At 58.8% G+C, this 17399-nt stretch carries 15 protein-coding genes and 3 pseudogenes; 10 read left to right on the top strand and 8 right to left on the bottom strand.

Annotated features, from left to right (window positions below):
- Nucleotides 1–89: 89 nt before the first annotated feature.
- The 4 genes and pseudogenes from AAEZ09_RS19730 to AAEZ09_RS19720 form a co-directional block, all read right to left on the bottom strand.
- The gene (locus AAEZ09_RS19730; protein ID WP_350600458.1) at nt 90–1004 is read right to left on the bottom strand and encodes a LysR family transcriptional regulator; all 915 of its coding nucleotides are present in this window, start codon (nt 1002–1004) and stop codon (nt 90–92) included.
- Nucleotides 1005–1124: 120 nt separating this feature from the next.
- Nucleotides 1125–1940, bottom strand: a complete 816-nt coding sequence (locus AAEZ09_RS19725) for a DUF1206 domain-containing protein (RefSeq protein ID WP_350600457.1) — start codon at nt 1938–1940, stop codon at nt 1125–1127.
- 113 nt (nt 1941–2053) lie between these two features.
- Nucleotides 2054–2176: pseudogene (locus AAEZ09_RS29530) on the bottom strand (AAA family ATPase); the annotation flags it as partial.
- 50 nt (nt 2177–2226) lie between these two features.
- Nucleotides 2227–3432 carry an MFS transporter gene (locus AAEZ09_RS19720; protein WP_350600456.1) on the bottom strand — a complete coding sequence of 402 codons (1206 nt, stop codon included), beginning with the start codon at nt 3430–3432 and terminating at the stop codon, nt 2227–2229.
- A gap of 110 nt (nt 3433–3542) precedes the next feature.
- Between AAEZ09_RS19720 and AAEZ09_RS19715 the strand changes: the two genes are divergently transcribed.
- Together AAEZ09_RS19715 and AAEZ09_RS19710 are read left to right on the top strand one after the other, a co-directional pair.
- Entirely contained in the window at nt 3543–4469 is a 927-nt protein-coding gene (locus tag AAEZ09_RS19715) for a LysR family transcriptional regulator (protein ID WP_350600512.1), read from the top strand.
- Nucleotides 4470–5211: 742 nt separating this feature from the next.
- Complete coding sequence (locus AAEZ09_RS19710; RefSeq protein WP_350600455.1) at nt 5212–5928, top strand: purine nucleoside phosphorylase YfiH/LACC1 family protein; 717 nt, start codon at nt 5212–5214, stop codon at nt 5926–5928.
- Between the two features lie 36 nt (nt 5929–5964).
- On the opposite strand, the gene AAEZ09_RS19705 is transcribed toward AAEZ09_RS19710, so the two are convergent.
- Entirely contained in the window at nt 5965–6654 is a 690-nt protein-coding gene (locus AAEZ09_RS19705; protein WP_350600453.1) for a helix-turn-helix transcriptional regulator, read from the bottom strand.
- Nucleotides 6655–7356: 702 nt separating this feature from the next.
- Here AAEZ09_RS19705 and AAEZ09_RS19700 point away from each other — a divergent pair.
- On the top strand, nt 7357–7785 hold the full coding sequence (locus AAEZ09_RS19700) for a GNAT family N-acetyltransferase (protein ID WP_350600510.1): 429 nt from the start codon (nt 7357–7359) through the stop codon (nt 7783–7785).
- A gap of 3 nt (nt 7786–7788) precedes the next feature.
- On the opposite strand, the pseudogene AAEZ09_RS19695 reads toward AAEZ09_RS19700, so the two are convergent.
- Nucleotides 7789–8685: pseudogene (locus tag AAEZ09_RS19695) on the bottom strand (LacI family DNA-binding transcriptional regulator); the annotation flags it as partial.
- Here AAEZ09_RS19695 and AAEZ09_RS19690 point away from each other — a divergent pair.
- The 3 genes and pseudogenes from AAEZ09_RS19690 to AAEZ09_RS19680 form a co-directional block, all read left to right on the top strand.
- Nucleotides 8685–9107, top strand: a pseudogene (locus AAEZ09_RS19690) (MFS transporter); the annotation flags it as partial. The pseudogenes AAEZ09_RS19695 and AAEZ09_RS19690 overlap by 1 nt on opposite strands.
- A gap of 322 nt (nt 9108–9429) precedes the next feature.
- Entirely contained in the window at nt 9430–9861 is a 432-nt protein-coding gene (locus tag AAEZ09_RS19685) for an Ohr family peroxiredoxin (RefSeq protein ID WP_350600452.1), read from the top strand.
- Nucleotides 9862–10015: 154 nt separating this feature from the next.
- Nucleotides 10016–10474 (top strand): MarR family winged helix-turn-helix transcriptional regulator, encoded by a 459-nt coding sequence (locus AAEZ09_RS19680; RefSeq protein ID WP_205892211.1) that lies wholly within the window; start codon nt 10016–10018, stop codon nt 10472–10474.
- A 41-nt stretch (nt 10475–10515) separates the two neighbouring features.
- Here AAEZ09_RS19680 and AAEZ09_RS19675 read toward each other — a convergent pair whose 3' ends face one another.
- Nucleotides 10516–11406, bottom strand: a complete 891-nt coding sequence (locus AAEZ09_RS19675; RefSeq protein ID WP_350600450.1) for a LysR substrate-binding domain-containing protein — start codon at nt 11404–11406, stop codon at nt 10516–10518.
- A 127-nt stretch (nt 11407–11533) separates the two neighbouring features.
- On the opposite strand from AAEZ09_RS19675, the gene AAEZ09_RS19670 reads away from it, so the two are divergent.
- From AAEZ09_RS19670 to AAEZ09_RS19655, 4 genes are read left to right on the top strand one after another with little or no spacing between them, the layout of a single operon-like run.
- Nucleotides 11534–12880 carry an NAD(P)/FAD-dependent oxidoreductase gene (locus AAEZ09_RS19670; RefSeq protein ID WP_350600449.1) on the top strand — a complete coding sequence of 449 codons (1347 nt, stop codon included), beginning with the start codon at nt 11534–11536 and terminating at the stop codon, nt 12878–12880.
- Nucleotides 12881–12915: 35 nt separating this feature from the next.
- Complete coding sequence (locus AAEZ09_RS19665) at nt 12916–14562, top strand: FAD-dependent oxidoreductase (RefSeq protein ID WP_350600448.1); 1647 nt, start codon at nt 12916–12918, stop codon at nt 14560–14562.
- A 4-nt stretch (nt 14563–14566) separates the two neighbouring features.
- Nucleotides 14567–15736 carry an NAD(P)/FAD-dependent oxidoreductase gene (locus AAEZ09_RS19660; RefSeq protein WP_350600446.1) on the top strand — a complete coding sequence of 390 codons (1170 nt, stop codon included), beginning with the start codon at nt 14567–14569 and terminating at the stop codon, nt 15734–15736.
- 45 nt (nt 15737–15781) lie between these two features.
- Entirely contained in the window at nt 15782–16579 is a 798-nt protein-coding gene (locus tag AAEZ09_RS19655; protein ID WP_350600445.1) for a transporter substrate-binding domain-containing protein, read from the top strand.
- Nucleotides 16580–16654: 75 nt separating this feature from the next.
- On the opposite strand, the gene AAEZ09_RS19650 is transcribed toward AAEZ09_RS19655, so the two are convergent.
- Nucleotides 16655–17335: a class I SAM-dependent methyltransferase gene (locus tag AAEZ09_RS19650; protein WP_350600443.1), complete on the bottom strand. Its 681-nt coding sequence runs from the start codon at nt 17333–17335 to the stop codon at nt 16655–16657.
- Between the last annotated feature and the right edge of the window lie 64 nt (nt 17336–17399).

Genomic DNA, 17399 nt, shown 5'->3' with positions numbered 1-17399 from the left:
GACGCCATCGCGGGCAAGCCTTGCTCCCACAGAAGCAAAGTGCAATTCATGTGGGAGCAAAGCTTGCTCGCGATTGATTCACCCCGGTGTCAAGCATGCCGATTGGCATACATCCGACACTCCGCCAACAACGCCAGCAAATTCGGGTCGCGCTCCTTGGCCTTCAGGAACACCACCCCGATGTGCTGCTGCAACCGATACCGCGCCTGCAACGGAATCAACTTCACCCGGTTTTCATACACCGCCGCAATCCTCCCCGGTAGCAACGCATAAACCACCCCCGAGCTGACCATGCTCAGCAGGGTGAAAATGTCGTTGACCTGCATGGCCACTTTCGGCTCGAACCCCGCTTGCTTGAATACTCGATTGCCGTCCTGATGGGTGGCGAAGCCCTGGGTGAGGGTGATGAACGTTTCATCGCGCACTTCCGCCAGGTCGACTTCTGCGCGCTGGGCGAATGTCGACTCGGCGGGCGTGGCCAGGAAGATATCGTCCGAGAACAGTGGGATCTGCTCGCAGTCCGGATCGTTGACACTGTCATCCAGCGACACCAGGATCGCGTCGACTTCCATGTTCTTGAGCTTGTACAAGAGGTCGAAATTGGAGCCCAGGATCAGGTCGATATTGAGTTCGCTGCGGCGAATCTTCAGGCCCATGATCAGCTGCGGTACGGTCTTCACAGTCAGTGAATACAGCGAGCCCAACTTGAAGCGTTCGGCGGAAAAGCCTGCCGCTTCACGGGTCAGGCGCACGCTTTCGACGACGTCCTGAATCAGCTTCTGCGCGCGCTCTTCCAGCACATAGGCGCTTTCCAGCGGCGTCAGGTTGCGGCCCTCATGCTTGAACAGCGGGCAGCGCAAGGCGCTTTCGAGCGAGTGAATGGCGCGGTGCACGCTGACGTTGCTGGTCTGTAACTCGGCGGCGGCCCGAGCCAGGTTGCCCGTGCGCATGAAAGCCAGGAACACCTCGAGTTTTTTCAGGGTAAGCTCTTCATCGATCAGCATGGGGGAGACTCTTGTTGGAAGAGATCGATTGTGCCGAATTTTCGGCAGGCCTGGATCAATAAATCCCGGCCTCATCGCGGGCAAGCCTTGCTCCCCAAGCTTATTATCGAATGGCCAGCCCTACCTGCCGGCCACTCCAGGTACGTCCATGTTGATCTTGCGCCAGGCGGCTTCGGCAAAGCTGTAGACCGAGAACGCGATCAACCCCAGGGCCATCACCATCAACAGCACAGCGCCGGCCGGTAGGTTCTGTAAGGCATCGAGGGCGTCCTTCATCCCCGGCGGGTCCATTGCCTTGTAGTTGGAACCGCTGATCGCCAACAAAACAGCAATTTCGAGAAACACCACACCCCGGGCGATCAAACCGAAGCGCGAGACGGGGCGGACGTAACGCATGACGTCTTCATCTGCTTCAAAGTACTTCTCGAACGTGGCCTTCCAGCCCTTGATCAGGTGAGCAATGCCCACGCCGAAGGGGATGAGTGCGATCAGGTAGATCAGCAGGTTCGAATGTTCCCAGGACAGTATTTGCGCCAACAGGTCCTTGGTTTGCGAACCGCCATCACCGCCCGAACTCTTGAGGCCACTGACCAGCAGGCCCAGGGCAAAAAAGGCCAACGCCCCGTTGACCAGGCCTCCTGCCAGCAAGCCGGCCCGAATCACCAGCCCCTTGAAGTTGCTGCCGTGATGATCAACGTCGCGCACGGCTTGCAGCACCCGCCAGGCTGCAAAGGCAAGCAGTCCGGCCACCACCAGGCCGACCAATACATAACCGAATGGCTGACTCAGCAATGCCTCGAGGCTGCGGTGACTGTCCTTGGGTTTTGTCGAGTCCTGGGCGGCGAGCAGGGCGAAGATGCCGATGATCAAATAGATGACGCCTCGAGCGGCGTAACCGCCCCGTGCAAGGACGACGAGGCTCTGGTGAGCGGACATGGGTGTGATTCCAAAGGAGTGATACAAGAGCAGACCTGTGGAGCGGGAAGGGGTTCGATCCAGCCCGCTGAAGCTTCCAGGCGGCAGCCCTATCGGGTTGTAACGCGGCAGGTACCTGGGGCAGCGGCCAGGGTATGTAGGAATGGCACAACGGGCAAGCCCAGCTGTTGGCCTAAAGCGCGGGCCAGAGTGGATTTGCCGCTACCGGCATTGCCCAGAGTCACAATCCTTTGCATGGGGGTTTCCTGTCGAGAAAAAAGGCGGTGATTGTGCAGGGTTTGGGCATTTAATTCTCAACTTCGGTCGTAACCGCTGCTGAAATGGACACCCCCAGCAAGTAGAGCATTCCCCCGGCTATCACGAACATCGCAAGCATGTAGAAAATGTAGTGCGCAGGTTGCATGGCCAGAACTATTCCGCAAAGGACCGGCCCGAGTGCTGCGCCGACGTTGCTCAGGTTCTGAGCTGCGTAGTACATGCCCCGCAGGTGACTCGGTGCGATGTTGTCGATGAACATGTATTCCGCCGGGAATACGATGATTTCACCGACGGTGAAAATGGCCATGGAAAGGACCCAGAGCAGCAAAGTGGTCGACAGTGCAAAACCTGCCAGCCCCAGGATGAACATGCCGAGTCCCCCTGCGAGCCACAGGTTCAGGTGTCGGTGGCTGATCCGTTTGCCGATGCTGTATTGCAGGCTGATCACCATCAAGGCGTTAGTCGCCACTACCGTACTGATAATCCGGTACGTCTCTTGGGGTGTGGTGGTGACCACGAGGTACTGCGAGAGATACGCGGTGAATTGGCCGAAAACCACGGCACTGAGCAACCCGCCCAAGGTGAAGCACACCAGCCGGTAGTCACGCAGCAACAACCTGCCGACTGCCAGGAATGGCGTCGGCTGCAGGCCCGGGCCGGCACTCGTCAGGCGCCTGTCACCCCACACGAAGTAGACCAAGGAAAACCCGACGCCCAGTCCCGCCGACAGCAAAAAGGGCAGGCTCATGTCCAGGGCCGCCACCCCGGCTCCCAGAAATGGCCCGACGGCGTAGCCGATATTGGTCAGTGTGTACTTGATGGAAAACGCTTCGCTGCGGCGGTCCATGGGGAGCAGGCTGCCAAATCCGGATTTCACTGCGATGTCGATAACGGCATACGCCAGGTTGATCAGCACCAGGCATAGGTAGAACAGCCACAGGACGGGTGCCAGATACGCACCGAGAAATCCGCCGCTGAACACGCCGCAGCATATGAGGATGAGCTGGTAACTGGACATCCTGTCCACCAGGAAGCCGCCATACAGGCTCAGCAGCGAGCCGATGATCAGCGTGCTGCCGATCGCCAGGCCGATATCGGCGACGCTCAAGCCAAAGTGGCCCGACAAGTAAATGACCAGATAGGGCAAGGTGATCGCGCGGGCGAGGGTCAACACCAGTGACGCGCCCAGCAGCAGGTTAATGGAGGAGGGATAGCGTTTAAGCGTGGCCAGCATTCGAGAATCATCATCAATGTGTTGATTCCCAGTTTACTGTTGCCCTGGGTTCTGATTTAGGATGCTTTTTATCGAAGCACATGAACTGAATTCATGAATACAGGGTGCATATGTTTTCCTCCGAACGCTTGAAAGGTATCGATGTATTTGTGTGCGTCGCGCAGTCCGGCAGCTTCACGGCGGCTGCGGAGAAAATGAACCTGACGGCCTCGGCCATCAGCAAAGGCATCGCCCGGCTGGAAAAACGCCTGGGGGTGCAACTGTTCCACCGTACAACGAGGAGGCTTTCGCTGACCGACGCAGGCGTCGCATTCCTGCGTACGTGCAAGGGCGTGCTTGCCGATCTCGAAGAGGCTGAGCTGTCACTCCAGAGCGAAAACACCGAGCCTCGCGGCCGTGTGCGCCTTGACCTGCCGGGTGCATTTGGGCGCACCCGGGTGCTGCCGATCCTCTTGCAGTTTGCCAAGGATCATCCGTTGCTAATGCCGCACATATCCTTCAGCGATGGCTTTATCGATCCGCTGCAGGAAGGCGCGGACATTGTGCTGCGCATCGGGGGCGCGAACACCTGGCCGGAAACCGTCGGGCATCGCCTGCTGGGGCGCGAGTGGCATATTTTTTGTGCATCCCCCGACTATCTGGCCCGCCATGGCACTCCGCTGTACAAACACGATCTTGATAAGCATCAGTGCATTGCCTTTGGCTGGGTGGATGGAAGCATCCATCCCTGGAGCTTTGCGGGCGAACAGGGCGCAACGCACAGGAGCCAGGTAAACCCGCCTCTGGTGGTGGGCAATGGCGAGGGCTTGATGATGGCTGCGTTGGCTGGCTGCGGCATCGCGCAGTTGCCACGGTGGCTGGTGGAGCAGCAGCTCAAAGACGGGACCTTGGTCGAGGTGCTTGCGCAATTGGCCTGCGACGGGATGGAGATCCACCTGACCTGGACCAAAAGTCGCGAGGCGCTGCCCAAGGTTCGGGTGTTGGTTGATGCGCTGGTTGTTGGGCTGAGGGTGCTGGGTGAGGGGCTCTGTGACTGATCCTTGTATCGCGTTTTCCTGTCGGTAAATGCTCAGAAGTTTAAAATTATGCCCTTCAGCATGATCCAGTAGAGCGGAGAATCTCAACGTCCTTGTTACCAAGAGGCCAATGACAAGCACATCGTAATTTCTTGATCGATAGTCAGATTTACTCGGAGAGTGGAAGGTATTTTAAGGATTCTGACATGGCCAGCGATGACCTCTGCCCAGTTCCGTCCGGTACAAATGGCTGTTTAGCGCCTGTTGCGACTAAGCACAAGCCAGGTAGACCGCTCCCACTCATTATTCAACTTTTAATCGAGTCATAATTGTGGGTGTGTGGGTATGTTTGGAGGTAGTAGAACCCCTTACCACTTGAGTTTCCTGCTCCGTGCATAATCAAAAGTATCTTCTTCGGCTTCTTGCAGGTCCAGCGCTGACCGCGCAACGTCACATTTCCACAACGTATTTTGAAATTTTCTATATGTTGGGTCATAGGACTTCCTTGCACCTTTGTCAATTTCACCAAGATTGTCAGGGTCTGCTTGTGTAAGTAGGTTTATAGATGCAGTTCAGTGAGGCCGCACCTACAAGATTTGGTAGTTGAGTTTGGCACGACTTGTGCCTGCGCAATGAGCAAGCATTGAAGTTTGGTTAGAATTGTATATTTGCGCCTGACGGCACCGGTCTACAGTAAATTCTGTTTTGATTCTGAGTTCCAGTACTGTTATAAATACGGCTGAGGCTCTAATGGGAGTTGAAGATGGCCTTTTTCGCTGATAATCTTGACGCTTTACCTGTTGCTCATTCATTTGGAGCTGTGCGTGATATTTGTACGCCTAGGGGGTTTTTCTATTGCGCTCAGAAACATGGTGCTGTCGTAATTGAAGTAGGTGAGGAGGAGACTGCGGGTACCATTGCAGGTGACGCAGTGTTCACACGCACGGGGCGGCCTATCGGCATTGTGACGGCAGATTGTTTGCCCATTCTTATAGCTTCTCAAACGGATGAGTTCGTTGCAGCAATACATGGTGGTTGGCAAGGACTGGCGGCTGGAATTATCGAGAATTCCTTCAGTACTTTCCGACTCGCCGGCGTCTCCTTAGGCGGCCTGCGGGTTGCGTTTGGTCCTTCCATACAATCATGTTGCTATGAGGTCGGGGCACAACTTGTTGATAAAATTGAGCAGATACATGGGCATCTGTGGTGTGGCAGGTCAGCACCTTGGTCACGTGAACCTCAAAGGTCAAAATTGGTTGACAGCGGGCTTCGAGCACCGGTCAGCCATGGCGAGGCATGGTTGGATCTCCCGATGTATTGTTTTTATTTGCTAGAAGCCGAAGGATTGGATGGTATGCAAATTCAAACAACAGGGATATGCACTTACTGTTCCGGCCAGGACTGGGGTAGTTACAGGCGTCGAACCCACAGGGTTGAAAAGAAAACCTACCAATACTCTTGGATCTATCGAAAGGACTAAAATTTGGAATGTCTATAGTGTCCTCGCGGCATGCGATCATAAGTATCCTTTGATTATTGCATGAGCAATTGCTTGCGCCCTATTGGAGGTGCCAAGTTTTTTCTGAATTGTCTTGTGGTGAAAGTTTACTGAGTTTTGCGAAAGTCCTAAAATCATTGCGATTTCTTCTGAGGTTTTTCCATCTGCTCCCCAGAGTAATATTTCCTTCTCTCTCGGCGTTAAAACCACGGCTTTTGTGTTTTGGCCGTCAATCGTAAGAAGCTTGTTGTATATTTCAGTCGTAATGCTGTTAATTATTGCTCGAACGGCTACTAGTTCTGGCTGTGTGATCTTACGGCCGGTCCTTGCTATAATGGTTTGCTCGTGTATGCCGTCGTTTTTCTGTGCGGATTGAGTAAAAAAGTATATTTTACTGTGTGACTCTATTTTACGCGATGTGATTGGCGTCGAGTTAAACGATTTCAGTTGTTCTGAATCTATTTTCAGATGGCCCGTAGTCCTGTGGTTGGTTGCTTTGGGCGTAGGTTTTCCAAGGGGATAGTTTCCCAGTATTTTGGTTCGAGGGTTTGTGAAAGGAGTTGGATATTGAATGCGATACAGAAAATAGTCAAAGTTCATCTGCTTTGTCACTTCAATACATTTTTCGTTTAAATCTTCAACTGATTTGCATGCAGCAATTGCTGCGCATATTTCATGCTCCAGTAAAGTTGCTTCTTTAATATTCATGCAGGCGTCCTTTTAATTTATAACATCCTTTCAGTGCGAGATTATTATTCATTATTTGAGATGGTTGTTAAGTAGGATTGGTCCGGAATTTGCTGTCCGTTTTCCTTTTTCTGTGAGGGATATTTCCTACGACAACTCTCACAGAGTAACGTCTACGCAGTCGTTGTGTTGCCCTACTGCTGGGGCTTGTAATCTCAGGTGAGTAGCAGCTAATTGATGCGGGTTGCCGATACAACGCTCAGACTCGCCCAGCCTTCTGCGCGTCTGTGATTGCGATCTTCAATGCGCGCCTGGTGATTTATGATCGAATGCCGATTCTCATCGAGTCCCCAGGCTTGGTTTGCAACCCTTGCTGACGCTTGCGCATGATCGCCTGCCACTTCCCGTAGACTGATACAAGATCCGCCAGACCTCGCCAGAATGGTTCGCTCAAGATTTTTCGGTTTTCACCGTTTTTCGCCCCGAAAAGTTGCTGCCCCACTGGTTCGTTGTAGCCAGCATTCGGTATCTGCCGCCGACTTGCCGGGCGCTAGATCCAGCCGATGGATCAGTGTGGCTTCCCATTGATTTCCTATCCGAAATCTAACGTACCCGTGCGCTCAAAATGGGCATAAAGACAAGGCGCATAAGTTGACCACGCATCGACAAGCCAACATTGAGCCCGCCACCTGGGCCGACATTCCCGAGCTCGAAACCTTCCTCATGCAGGCTCGCGCCGAGCTGTTCCCAAAGCTCAGTGGTACCGGCACTCCTGCGGATCTGTTGAATTTCGAAGAGGTGTATCTCAAGGGCGGGGGGCAGTTTCTGCTGGTCCGTGATGAAGGCCGGATCGTCGCCTCCATTGGTTATCTACCCTACGACTACCGTTTTAAACACCTCGATTACCGCGGCCTCAAGGTGGTGGAAGTGGTGCGGCTGTTCGTGCAGCCAGGGTTGCGCCGTTCGGGGCTGGCCAGCCAGCTGTACCGTGCGTTGAAGGCATTGGCGGTGCAGGCGGGGGTCGAGGTGATCTACCTGCACACGCATCCCTTCCTGCCGGGAGCCATCGACCTCTGGCGCAAGCGTGATTTTCGGTTGATCGCCGTGGACCCCGACCCGCAGTGGCAAACCACCCATATGGAGTGGCGCTGAGGGTCAGTGTTGTCGAACCCGCGCAGTGCTCTCGCGCAAGGTCAACTCAAACGGCAACACCACGTGCCGTTCGGCCAGCGGTTTTTTCTCGATCAGCGCAATCAGCATCTCAACGGCGCGCTGGCCGAAGGCCTCGGCCGGCTGCGAGATGGTCGTCAGCGGTGGATCGCAATACGCCGCAAACGGGATGTCGTCAAAGCCCACCAGGGAAATGTCCTCGGGTACCCGCAGGCCCGATTGCCTGATGCGTTTTAATGCGCCGATGGCCATTTCATCGTTCTCGCAAAACAGCGCTGTGGGGCGGTCGGGCAGTGCCAGCATGGCTGCGGCTCCGTCATCACCGGCCTTGAGGCTGAAATCACCATGGCAGACAAGCGCGGGATCGGCCTCGATGCCGGCCTGGTTTAATGCATCCTGATACCCGGCGACCCGATCACGGGTCAGCGGGCTGCTTTTCGGGCCCTTGATCAGGCCGATGCGGCGATGACCCAGTTCGATCAGATGCTCGGTCATGGCCTTGGCCGCCGCTCGATTATCGAGGCTGATACTGGGGTGACGACCGTTGTGGATCACCTCGCAGGCATTGACGATCGGCGGCAGTTCGGCGCCGGGGAAGGGCGCTGCAAAAGGGTCATAGGCGCGCAACTGGATCACGCCGTCGGCCTGGTGGGCGTACACCAGCTCGGCAAACTCGCGCTCGATGGCTTCGCGGCCTTGGGTATCGCACAGCAACAGCCGGTAGCCCGCGAGCTGGGCGGCCTGTTGCGCACCGCTGATGACCTTGGCGAAAAAGCTGTTGGCGATGGTGGGCACCAGGATCACCAGGTTGCCGGTACGTCGGGAGCGAAACTGCACGGCCATCAGGTTGGGTCGGTAACCGGCTTGTTCCACGGCGGCGTTTCATCCAGCGCTTCGGCATCAAGATCGCCCTGCTGGTGGGCATGCTCGCCTGGGCGTTGCGCTACCTGTTGTTCGCCTACGGCGACAACGGCGACCTGGCGTTCATGCTGTTCACCGGCATTGCGTTGCACGGCATCTGCTACGACTTCTTCTTCGTCTCCGGACAGATCTACACCGACGCCAAGGCCCCCGAGCGTTACAGGAGTTCGGCCCAGGGGCTGATCACGCTGGCCACTTACGGTGTGGGCATGTTGATTGGCTTCTGGGTGGCGGGGCAGGTGACGGATCACTTTGCGCTGACCGGCGGCCATGACTGGACGAGCATCTGGCTGTTTCCGGCCGGGTTTGCGCTGGCGATATTCTTTTGCTTCGGGCTGGCGTTCAAAGCGCGTTCGGCCAAGGCCCTGCAGTCAACGGTGTAACTCGCAAGTGGAGTGCGCGCAGCCAAAGGTTGCGCGCCGACCGCTCGTCGTCGATGTTAAAAATAGGCTTTGACAACAATGGGGCTTTGCGTGACTATAACTACATCGCATGCGATCAAGTCGACAGCGATTGAAAATAACCCAATCGCTGGAGACCCGGTCATGAACACCAAAAGTACCTGCTACAGCCCCATCTGCACTGACCCTGCTGTTCGTGGCCACAACGGCAATAACTGGATCATCGGATCCGCCGTTTAAGTTCTGTTATATGCATCGCATGCGATTAAATCGTACAAATACATAAAGTCCTGAGGATTCAATCATGAGCAAGATCGAAAAAGTACTGGTCACCGGCAAAACCCACACCACCTATAACGGTAACAAGGGCAACCTCGACATCGAATTGTCGTCCCCCTCGAACGCCACCCCTGAGCACGTGTTCACCGGCGTCCAGCCGCACCCGAAGGCCGAGCAACTGTTCGCCGGCGCCTGGTCGGCCTGCTACATCGCAGCGGTAGGCCTGGCCGCCCAGCAAATGAAAGTGACCCTGCCAGCCGATACGGCCGTCGACCTCGAAGTGGACCTGGGCCAGACCGGCGCAGCCTACTTCCTGCAAGCCCGACTGACCCTGCGGGTACCCGGCTTGACGCACGAGGTGGCCACCGAACTGGCGCATGACGCCGATGCCATCTGCCCGTACTCCAAGGCCACCCGCGGCAACATTGAGGTCGCTATCAACGTGCGCACTGAGTAACCCACCGCAGCGCCGGCTTGCCAGGATCGATTCTGGTGGGCCGGTGTTGGCGCATTTCGCTCAGACCTGGGAGGAGGGGAGCACTACCGACACCATCGCATGCGATGTATAGTCCAGCCATGTGCCCATCCGTCGCTGACGACCGAGAATGCTGATGAAATCCAATGAAAAGACCGCCGCCCTTGATCTGAAGCTTTCCGACTTCCTGTGCTTTGCCGTGTATTCCTCCAACCTCGCCTTCGGTAAAGCCTACAAGCCAATGCTTGAACGGCTGGGGCTGACCTACACGCAATACATCACGCTTGTTGCGCTGTGGGAGGAGGATAACCAGACCGTTGGCAGCCTTGGCGAGAAACTGTTTCTGGAATCCAATACGCTGACCCCCATCCTGAAGAAGCTCGAAGCCATGGGTTATCTGCGCCGTCAACGCGACCCGGAAGATGAACGCCAGGTGCGCATCAATCTGACCAGTGAAGGCCGCAAGTTGCGTGAAGGGCTCTCGAAAGATGGCTTCCCGCAGACGGGACTTGATCCGGAGGATTTCGTGAACATGCAGAAAGCGATAGTGAAGCTGCGAAATAACCTGATCCGTACAACGAAGGATCGGGATTGAGTTGCAAGGGTCATTAGCAATCGCTGATTCGCCAACGAATCTCAGGTGCGGGCAGCGTCGAGACCCGCTTCCTGCTCCAACCACTCCAGAAACTCCGAAAACCCACTCGAGTGCTTGACCCGCCGCGGATACACCAGCGTGTACCGCCCCCCGGTCACGATGCGGCCCGAATGCACTCGCACCAGCTGCCCACTGCGCAATTCGTCATCGGTCAGCACCGCATCAACCAGCGCAATCCCCTGGCCGCATTTCACCGCGACGATGGCCGACTCCAGCGTATCAAAGGTCAAATGAGCGTTATCGATGCCGGTTGAGTCCGGGTAGTACTCAGCCCAGCGCCGCCAGTCCAGACGGTCCATGCTCGAGTCTACCAGCCGCGCACTCTTGAGCAGTTCTTGCGGTGTGGTCCCGGCGAGCAAGGCCGGGGAGCACACCGGGATCAGTTCTTCTTCCCACAATTGCAACGCTTCGAAGTCCGGCCAGGTGGCGGTGCCGTAGGCGACCATGGCGTCGATGGATTCGAACGCGAAGTCGGGGAAGCGGTGATACACCGTATCCACGCTCACGGTGACTTGCGGGTGCATACCATAAAACCTCGTGAGCCGCGGGATCAGCCAACGCGCTGCCATGGTCGGGTGAGCACGCAGGCTGACACTACGGCCGACGGTGGCGAGCATGTGCGAGGCATCGCAGAGCAGGCCGATGACCTGTTCGGCCACCGGCACCAGCGAACGGCCCTCGGCGGTGAGGACGATCCTGCGGGTGTGGCGTTCGAACAGGCGGCTGTCCAGGCGCGCCTCCAGTTGCGCAACCTGGCGGCTTACCGCGCTCTGACTGAGGTTGAGCTGCTCGCCAGCCTTGCCGAAATTGCCGGTCTTCGCCACCGTCAGGAAGGCCTGCAGAAGCTCGATGGATGGCAGTTGGCGGCTCATGTTCTATGCGCTCCTCACATGGGATTAATGCAGATACATCACTGTTATTTCGCCAGTACGGGGCACATTCTTGATTGAAACAACGACGCGGCGCTACGCGTCTTTTTTCCAGCGGACGGTGGCCCTCATGAACACTCCAGCAATGGCATTCGATAGCCGCTCGGCGCCCCAGGACCAACGCCTGCCGGAAGCAGTCGACGTGGCGATCATCGGCGGCGGCCTGATGGGGTGTGCCTGTGCGTACTACCTTAGCAAAGCGGGGGCCAGGGTTCTGCTGATTGATAAAAGCATCATTGCCGGGCAGCAATCTTCGCGGGCCTGGGGCTTCGTTCGCCAGCAGTCCCGTGACGAAGCCGAAGTGCCGTTGATGCAGGCCAGTATCGGGCTTTGGCGTTCGCTGGAGCACGACCTGCAGACCGACCTGGGCTGGCGCAATGACGGCTGCCTGTTCGTCGCTGGCAACGAGGTCGAGCGCGAGGGTTATGCCTCCTGGCTGTCAGTGGCGCGCAGTTTCTCGGTCGATACGGTGATGCTTTCGCCTCGGGAGGTGCAAAAAAAACTGCCGGGTTACGCGATGCCGCAGCTTGGCGGTCTGTATACCGCCAGCGACGGTCAGGCCGAACCCACACGTGTGGCCCGCGCCTTCGCAATGCGCGCCCGGGAACTGGGCGCGCAGATCATTGAACAGTGCGGTGCCAAAGGCATCGACGTCGCTGCCGGCCAGGTGGTCGGAGTGGAAACCGAGCGTGGCTACGTCAAGGCGAAAACCGTGGTGTGCGCGGCAGGTGTCAGCACTTTTCGACTGCTGAAGATGCTGGGTATTTCCCTGCCGCAGCAATTGGTACGGGGCACGGTGGCGCGTACCAGCGTTGGGCCGACCCTGAGCGGTATTTCCACGATTGCCAACGGTGTGGGCTTCCGCCAGCGGCTGGACGGCAGCTTCAACGTGGCCGACGACGCTCATGTCGACGTCGACATGACGCTTGGCCATCTGCGGGCATTGCATTGGTATGCGCCGTCGCTGTGGGCACACCGCAAATCGTTTCGCTTCAACCTCAACGGCGCCTGTCTGAGCGATCTGCACCAGCGCATGCCGTGGTCCGAGGCATCGCGGCTGGGCGCCGGGATTCACCAGCGCAATCCATTGCTGCAGCCCAATGAAAAGGGCCTCGGAAGCGCGATGCGCGCGCTCAAGGCGGCGTTTCCCGATCAGGTGAATACGCAGATCGTTGACCGCTGGGCCGGCGGCATCGATGTGTTGCCGGACGGTATTCCGGTGATCGACGCGCACACCTCGCCCCGCGGCCTGGCAGTGGCCACCGGCTTCTGCGGCCACGGGTTTGCCATGGGCCCCATCGTCGGCAAGATCCTGGCGGACTGGATCGACTCGGGCAATCCGGGCCTGGACATGCGCCAGCTGCGCCTGTCGCGATTTGCCGAGGGCGATGTCAAGCCGCCTTCTTCGCTGTTCTAGTCAATTACTGTGCACGTCCTTGCGAGGGTACAACGATGACAAAACCTCTCGATCCAGACACCTATTACGATCCCGCTTCGGTGGCTGGCAAGGCTCCGCCGGTCAGCGACGAGACCGATATCCTCATCGTGGGCGCCGGGCCCGCGGGGCTCGCTGCCGCCCTGGCTGCTGCCGGGCATGGCCTGCGCGTGACGCTGGTAGACGAAAATCCGCTGCCTTTGGAGACCATGGGAGAAGAAGTGCCGTTGCATTTCGGAGGCCGTATGGGCGCCGCAGTCGCCAATCGCAATAGCGTGCTGCCGACCCTGCTTGATGCGCGTCCGCAGATCGCCGAGGCGCTCGACGCCGGGGTCGATGTGCGACTGGGCACAGCGGTGTGGGGGTTGTTCCCGCAACAGCGCACCACCGCCTGGATCGAGGGCTCGATTGCCGGCCTGGCCGACGAAGACAACGCCAGTTTGCTGCGCTTCAGGCAAGTGATAGTCGCCGCCGGACGACGGGACATGGGCCTGGCGTTTGACGGCTGGCATCACCCCGGCGTAATGGGGGTCAGCGCTGCGCATCGTCTGGCCACTGTCTATGACGCGCTGGAGTGCAAACGTGCAGTGTTGCTCGGCAGCGACACCCAGGCGCTGGTCTCGGCCTGTGCGCTGATCGCCAAGGGTGTGCAGATCGTGGCCATCGTCGAGCAGGCTGACCGGGTCAGCGCTGACCCTGCGCTACTCGACCTGTTGGTGGCGCAAGGCGCCCAGGTGTTGAGCGGGCATGTGATTGGCGAGGCGCGCGCAGATGCGCACGGCGTGCAGGGGATCACTGCTGTTGCGATCGATGGGGCGGGGCGTCCACTGCCCGGGGTTGCAACAGAGATTGAATGTGACACGGTACTGCTCGGCGTGGCCGCTATTGCGGCGATCGAACTGGTCGAAGCGGCCGGCTGCCGCACCTCCTTCCAGGCCGGACGCGGCGGGCATGTCCCCGACATTGATCGGGCGCAGCGCTCGTCGTTGCCGTTTATCCTGGTGGCCGGGGACTGCGCTGGAACCTGGACGGCGAAAAGCCTCGACGATGCCATCGCAAGGCACGAAGGCCGGGTGGCTGCGCACACCGCGCTGGCGGCCCTGGGCGTAGTCACGCCGCCGCCCGAACCCGCGCCATTGCCGGACGGCCCCGTCTTCGATGTCGCCGCAATTCGTGCGGCGTGGGTCCGCGCATCCACTGTGCATGCCCGCAATGAGCCCTACGTATGCCTGTGCGAAGAGGTCACAGCCAGTGAAATCATAGGCCAGCAACCGCCGCGCTATCTGCAATGGATACCGGCCGATGCTGCCGTGCAGAGTGCGATGACGTCGTCGCTGCCGAATCCGGACGTGACCAAGCGCCTGACCCGCGCCTGCATGGGCCCGTGCCAGGGGCGGCGCTGCCGCGAACAGGTGGCGACCTTGCTGGGGATCAGTGCCGGCTTGAGTGTCGACGGTATCGCACTGGCCTCGTTTCGCCCGCCCGTGCGGCCGCTGTCAATGCGACAGTTGGGTCAGGTCGAGGAAACGCCGCAGATGTTCGGTCATTGGGATGCCTGGTTCGACATGCCGTCCCAGTGGACGCCGTTCTGGCTGTGCACCGGGCAACAAACAGTGGCCCGGCGCCCGACGGGCACCACCCATACGCCACCTGTCGAGGGCTGACACCATGCGCGCAGTGAAGAAATCGTCCAACCGTGCATCCGTGATCGTCGTCGGCGCAGGAGTGACTGGCCTGAGTGCCGCCTGGTGGCTGGCCCGCGATGGCGTTGACGTGCTGGTACTTGAAGCGGGCCTGATCGGTTGGGGCGCCTCGGGCCGTAATGGCGGCGGCTGTTCCCACCACCACAGTCCGCTGTTCGTCGAAGAGCAACGGCTGTGGCCACTGATGGACGAACTGCTAGGTTATCCCACCGAATATCGTCCGGATCGCATCAGTATCGATCTGACCGAGCATCAGGTCTCGATCGATGAAAAGGTTGTCGACGAAGCCGCCTGGTACGGGTTGCGCGTCGACCGGCTCGACCCCCAACAGGTGCGTGACGTGGTGCCCATTGCCGGCGACAACGTATTGGCCGGCTACTACTATCATTTTGGCGGCCACGCCAATCCGCATCGCACCTTGCAGGCGTATGCCTGGGCACTGAAGAATCTTGGTGGCCGTTTGCTCGAGCACTCGCCGGTTCTTTCCATCGAGCGTCAGGGTAACCGTGTCACCGGCGTGCGCACTGCCCAGGGGCTGATTTCGTGCGACCAGTTGGTGATCGCCGCAGGCCCGCATACCGGTGAACTGGCCGCTCAGCTCGGCGTCGAGATTCCGTTGGTTACTGCACGCGCCGAGATGATCGTTACCGAGCCACTGCCGCTACTGGAGGTGGGCGGGGTGGATGGCAATGGCCTGTACGGTCGTCAGACCCTGCGCGGCAACCTGGCGTATGGCGGCGGGCCGCATGAGTGGGTCGACCTGCGCGACGTCAGCCGCAACCGTGCGCAGTCCACTCCGCTGCAATGCAATATTGCCCGACGGCTCGCCGAACTGTTTCCCAAGGTGGCGCACAAGCGGGTGATCCGCAGTTGGGCCGGGTTCATCGAAAATACCCCCGACGGGCGCCCGGTGATCGACCGGCCCGCCGCGCTGGATAATGTGACGGTGGCCACCCTGTCGGGGGTCGGGTTCGGCCTGTCGCCGGCGAGCGGTCATGCGATTCGCGATCTGGTGGTCGACGGCCGTTGCAGTTTTGCCGACATCTCGAGCTTCTCGCTGTCACGTTTTGCCGCCCTCGAAGCGGACTGGCAAAACATCCAGGGCTGGCTGCCATTGCCGTCACCCGGGGTGTAGCAAGCCGCGCTATCGAACCATTTTCCTGAGAAAAAAGGACTGACCATGAAATCAATGCTGCGCAATTTGACGTTGTTGGCTGCCGTCGGCATGACGTTATGTTCCTTCGCGGCTCCCGCCAGTGCAGCCGAGGACAAGCTGCGCTTTGGTGTGGCCGCCGAGCCTTACCCGCCATTCCTGGTGAAGACGCCCACCGGGCAATTCACCGGCTTTGAACCCGACCTGATCCGGGCACTGTGCGAGCAGATGAAAGCCGAGTGCGAGATCAAGGAGGTGGCGTGGGACGGTATTATTCCGGCGTTGCTCGCCAACAAGTTCGACGTGTTGTTCAACTCCATGGGCATCAGCCCGGAACGGCAGAAGGTGATTGCCTTTTCCCGTCCGTACTACGAAACCACAGGGATTTTCGTCGCGGCCAAGGACACCCGGCTGACGCTGACCCCACAAGGCCTGGCCGGGAAGTCCATCGGCGTGCAGGGTTCCACCACCAACGCCGAGTTCATCCGCAGCGCCTACGGCAAGGACTCCGAGATTCGCATCTATGCCACCCAGGATGATTGTAACGCGGACCTGCTGGCCGGGCGTATTGACGTCATGTTTCTCGACAAGCTCGGCGATATTGCTTTCCTGAGCTCCGCAGATGGCGCGGCATATGAAGAGAAAGGCACCGGCAGCGTGAAGATGGACCCCTTGCAGTACGGCCTGGGCGTCGGCGCCGGGCTGCGCAAAAGCGATACCGCGCTAAAGGAGCGCATCGACCAGGCACTCACGCAATTGCATGAGTCGGGCAAGTACACGCAAATCTCGCAGAAATATTTTCCGGTCGATCTGTGGCCACAATGAGTTGCACTGGCAAAGAACAACATGAACGACCTTGAGCACAGCCCTTGAGCCGGGCGGTCGTGGAGGGTGGCCAGGTTAAACGCCCGGGAGACGCTGTTCAGCCACCATCAGCAACGACTGCGGCACCGGACTTTGCGGGTGCTGCGGCTCTTGCAGGCCCACCAGTTGCAAGCCCGCCATGTCCAGCGCGTTGAACCAGCTGGACAAGGTGCGCAGGTACCAGGGCATGGGTTGCCAGTGCCCGGAAAACCCGGCGAAGGTCTCTGATCGCCAGCCATCCTGATAGTCGCCTGCCGCCGCAGTCCAGGGATGCAGCGTCTGGATCACCAGCGCGCCGCCGGGGGCGAGCAGGGCGTTCATGGCGCTGAGCAGCGGGATGATGTCCTGGTGCAGCAGGGCAAAGTTGGCGCAGATCAGGTCGTAGTCGCGGCCGATGTCGACCTTCGCATCGACCAGGGTTTCATAGCTCGCCAGGTAGACCTGTGGGCTGCCCGCCGTCCGCGCGGCCTCGACCAGTGTCGTATCGCCGTCCACTCCAACTGCGGTGATCCCGCGTTCAGCCAGCACCCGTAATAACCAGCCTTCGCCACAGCCCAGGTCCAGCACTCGCTCAGGCTGGCGGCCCATGATTGCCAATAAAATGGCCTGGTCGGTGACCTGGCGGCGGCTTTCGATCGAGCCACTGCGGACAGCGTCGATCCAGGCGCGGGCGTTGTGGTGCCAGCTTTGCAGCAGGGCGGACTCAGGGGTGGTCATGACGCTACTCGCAGTGATCAATTGAGTGGAAGGATAGGCCATGACCCCGCGCTGCTAGACTCAA

It is taken from the genome of Pseudomonas sp. 65/3-MNA-CIBAN-0223, from assembly GCF_040310425.1.
GTDB lineage: Bacteria > Pseudomonadota > Gammaproteobacteria > Pseudomonadales > Pseudomonadaceae > Aquipseudomonas > Aquipseudomonas gregormendelii.
This window is presented reverse-complemented; position numbering and strand designations above follow the sequence as displayed.

Bases quoted from the DNA above. Each gene is read 5' to 3' on its own strand.
- AAEZ09_RS19680 (WP_205892211.1), top strand. From the start codon at position 10,016: ATGAAATCCAATGAAAAGACCGCCGCCCTTGATCTGAAGCTTTCCGAC.
- AAEZ09_RS19725 (WP_350600457.1), bottom strand. From the start codon at position 1,940: ATGTCCGCTCACCAGAGCCTCGTCGTCCTTGCACGGGGCGGTTACGCC.
- AAEZ09_RS19710 (WP_350600455.1), top strand. From the start codon at position 5,212: ATGGCCTTTTTCGCTGATAATCTTGACGCTTTACCTGTTGCTCATTCA.
- AAEZ09_RS19720 (WP_350600456.1), bottom strand. From the start codon at position 3,432: ATGCTGGCCACGCTTAAACGCTATCCCTCCTCCATTAACCTGCTGCTG.
- AAEZ09_RS19655 (WP_350600445.1), top strand. From the start codon at position 15,782: ATGAAATCAATGCTGCGCAATTTGACGTTGTTGGCTGCCGTCGGCATG.
- AAEZ09_RS19650 (WP_350600443.1), bottom strand. From the start codon at position 17,335: ATGACCACCCCTGAGTCCGCCCTGCTGCAAAGCTGGCACCACAACGCC.
- AAEZ09_RS19660 (WP_350600446.1), top strand. From the start codon at position 14,567: ATGCGCGCAGTGAAGAAATCGTCCAACCGTGCATCCGTGATCGTCGTC.
- AAEZ09_RS19675 (WP_350600450.1), bottom strand. From the start codon at position 11,406: ATGAGCCGCCAACTGCCATCCATCGAGCTTCTGCAGGCCTTCCTGACG.
- AAEZ09_RS19730 (WP_350600458.1), bottom strand. From the start codon at position 1,004: ATGCTGATCGATGAAGAGCTTACCCTGAAAAAACTCGAGGTGTTCCTG.
- AAEZ09_RS19700 (WP_350600510.1), top strand. From the start codon at position 7,357: ATGCAGGCTCGCGCCGAGCTGTTCCCAAAGCTCAGTGGTACCGGCACT.
- AAEZ09_RS19705 (WP_350600453.1), bottom strand. From the start codon at position 6,654: ATGAATATTAAAGAAGCAACTTTACTGGAGCATGAAATATGCGCAGCA.
- AAEZ09_RS19670 (WP_350600449.1), top strand. From the start codon at position 11,534: ATGAACACTCCAGCAATGGCATTCGATAGCCGCTCGGCGCCCCAGGAC.
- AAEZ09_RS19715 (WP_350600512.1), top strand. From the start codon at position 3,543: ATGTTTTCCTCCGAACGCTTGAAAGGTATCGATGTATTTGTGTGCGTC.
- AAEZ09_RS19665 (WP_350600448.1), top strand. From the start codon at position 12,916: ATGACAAAACCTCTCGATCCAGACACCTATTACGATCCCGCTTCGGTG.
- AAEZ09_RS19685 (WP_350600452.1), top strand. From the start codon at position 9,430: ATGAGCAAGATCGAAAAAGTACTGGTCACCGGCAAAACCCACACCACC.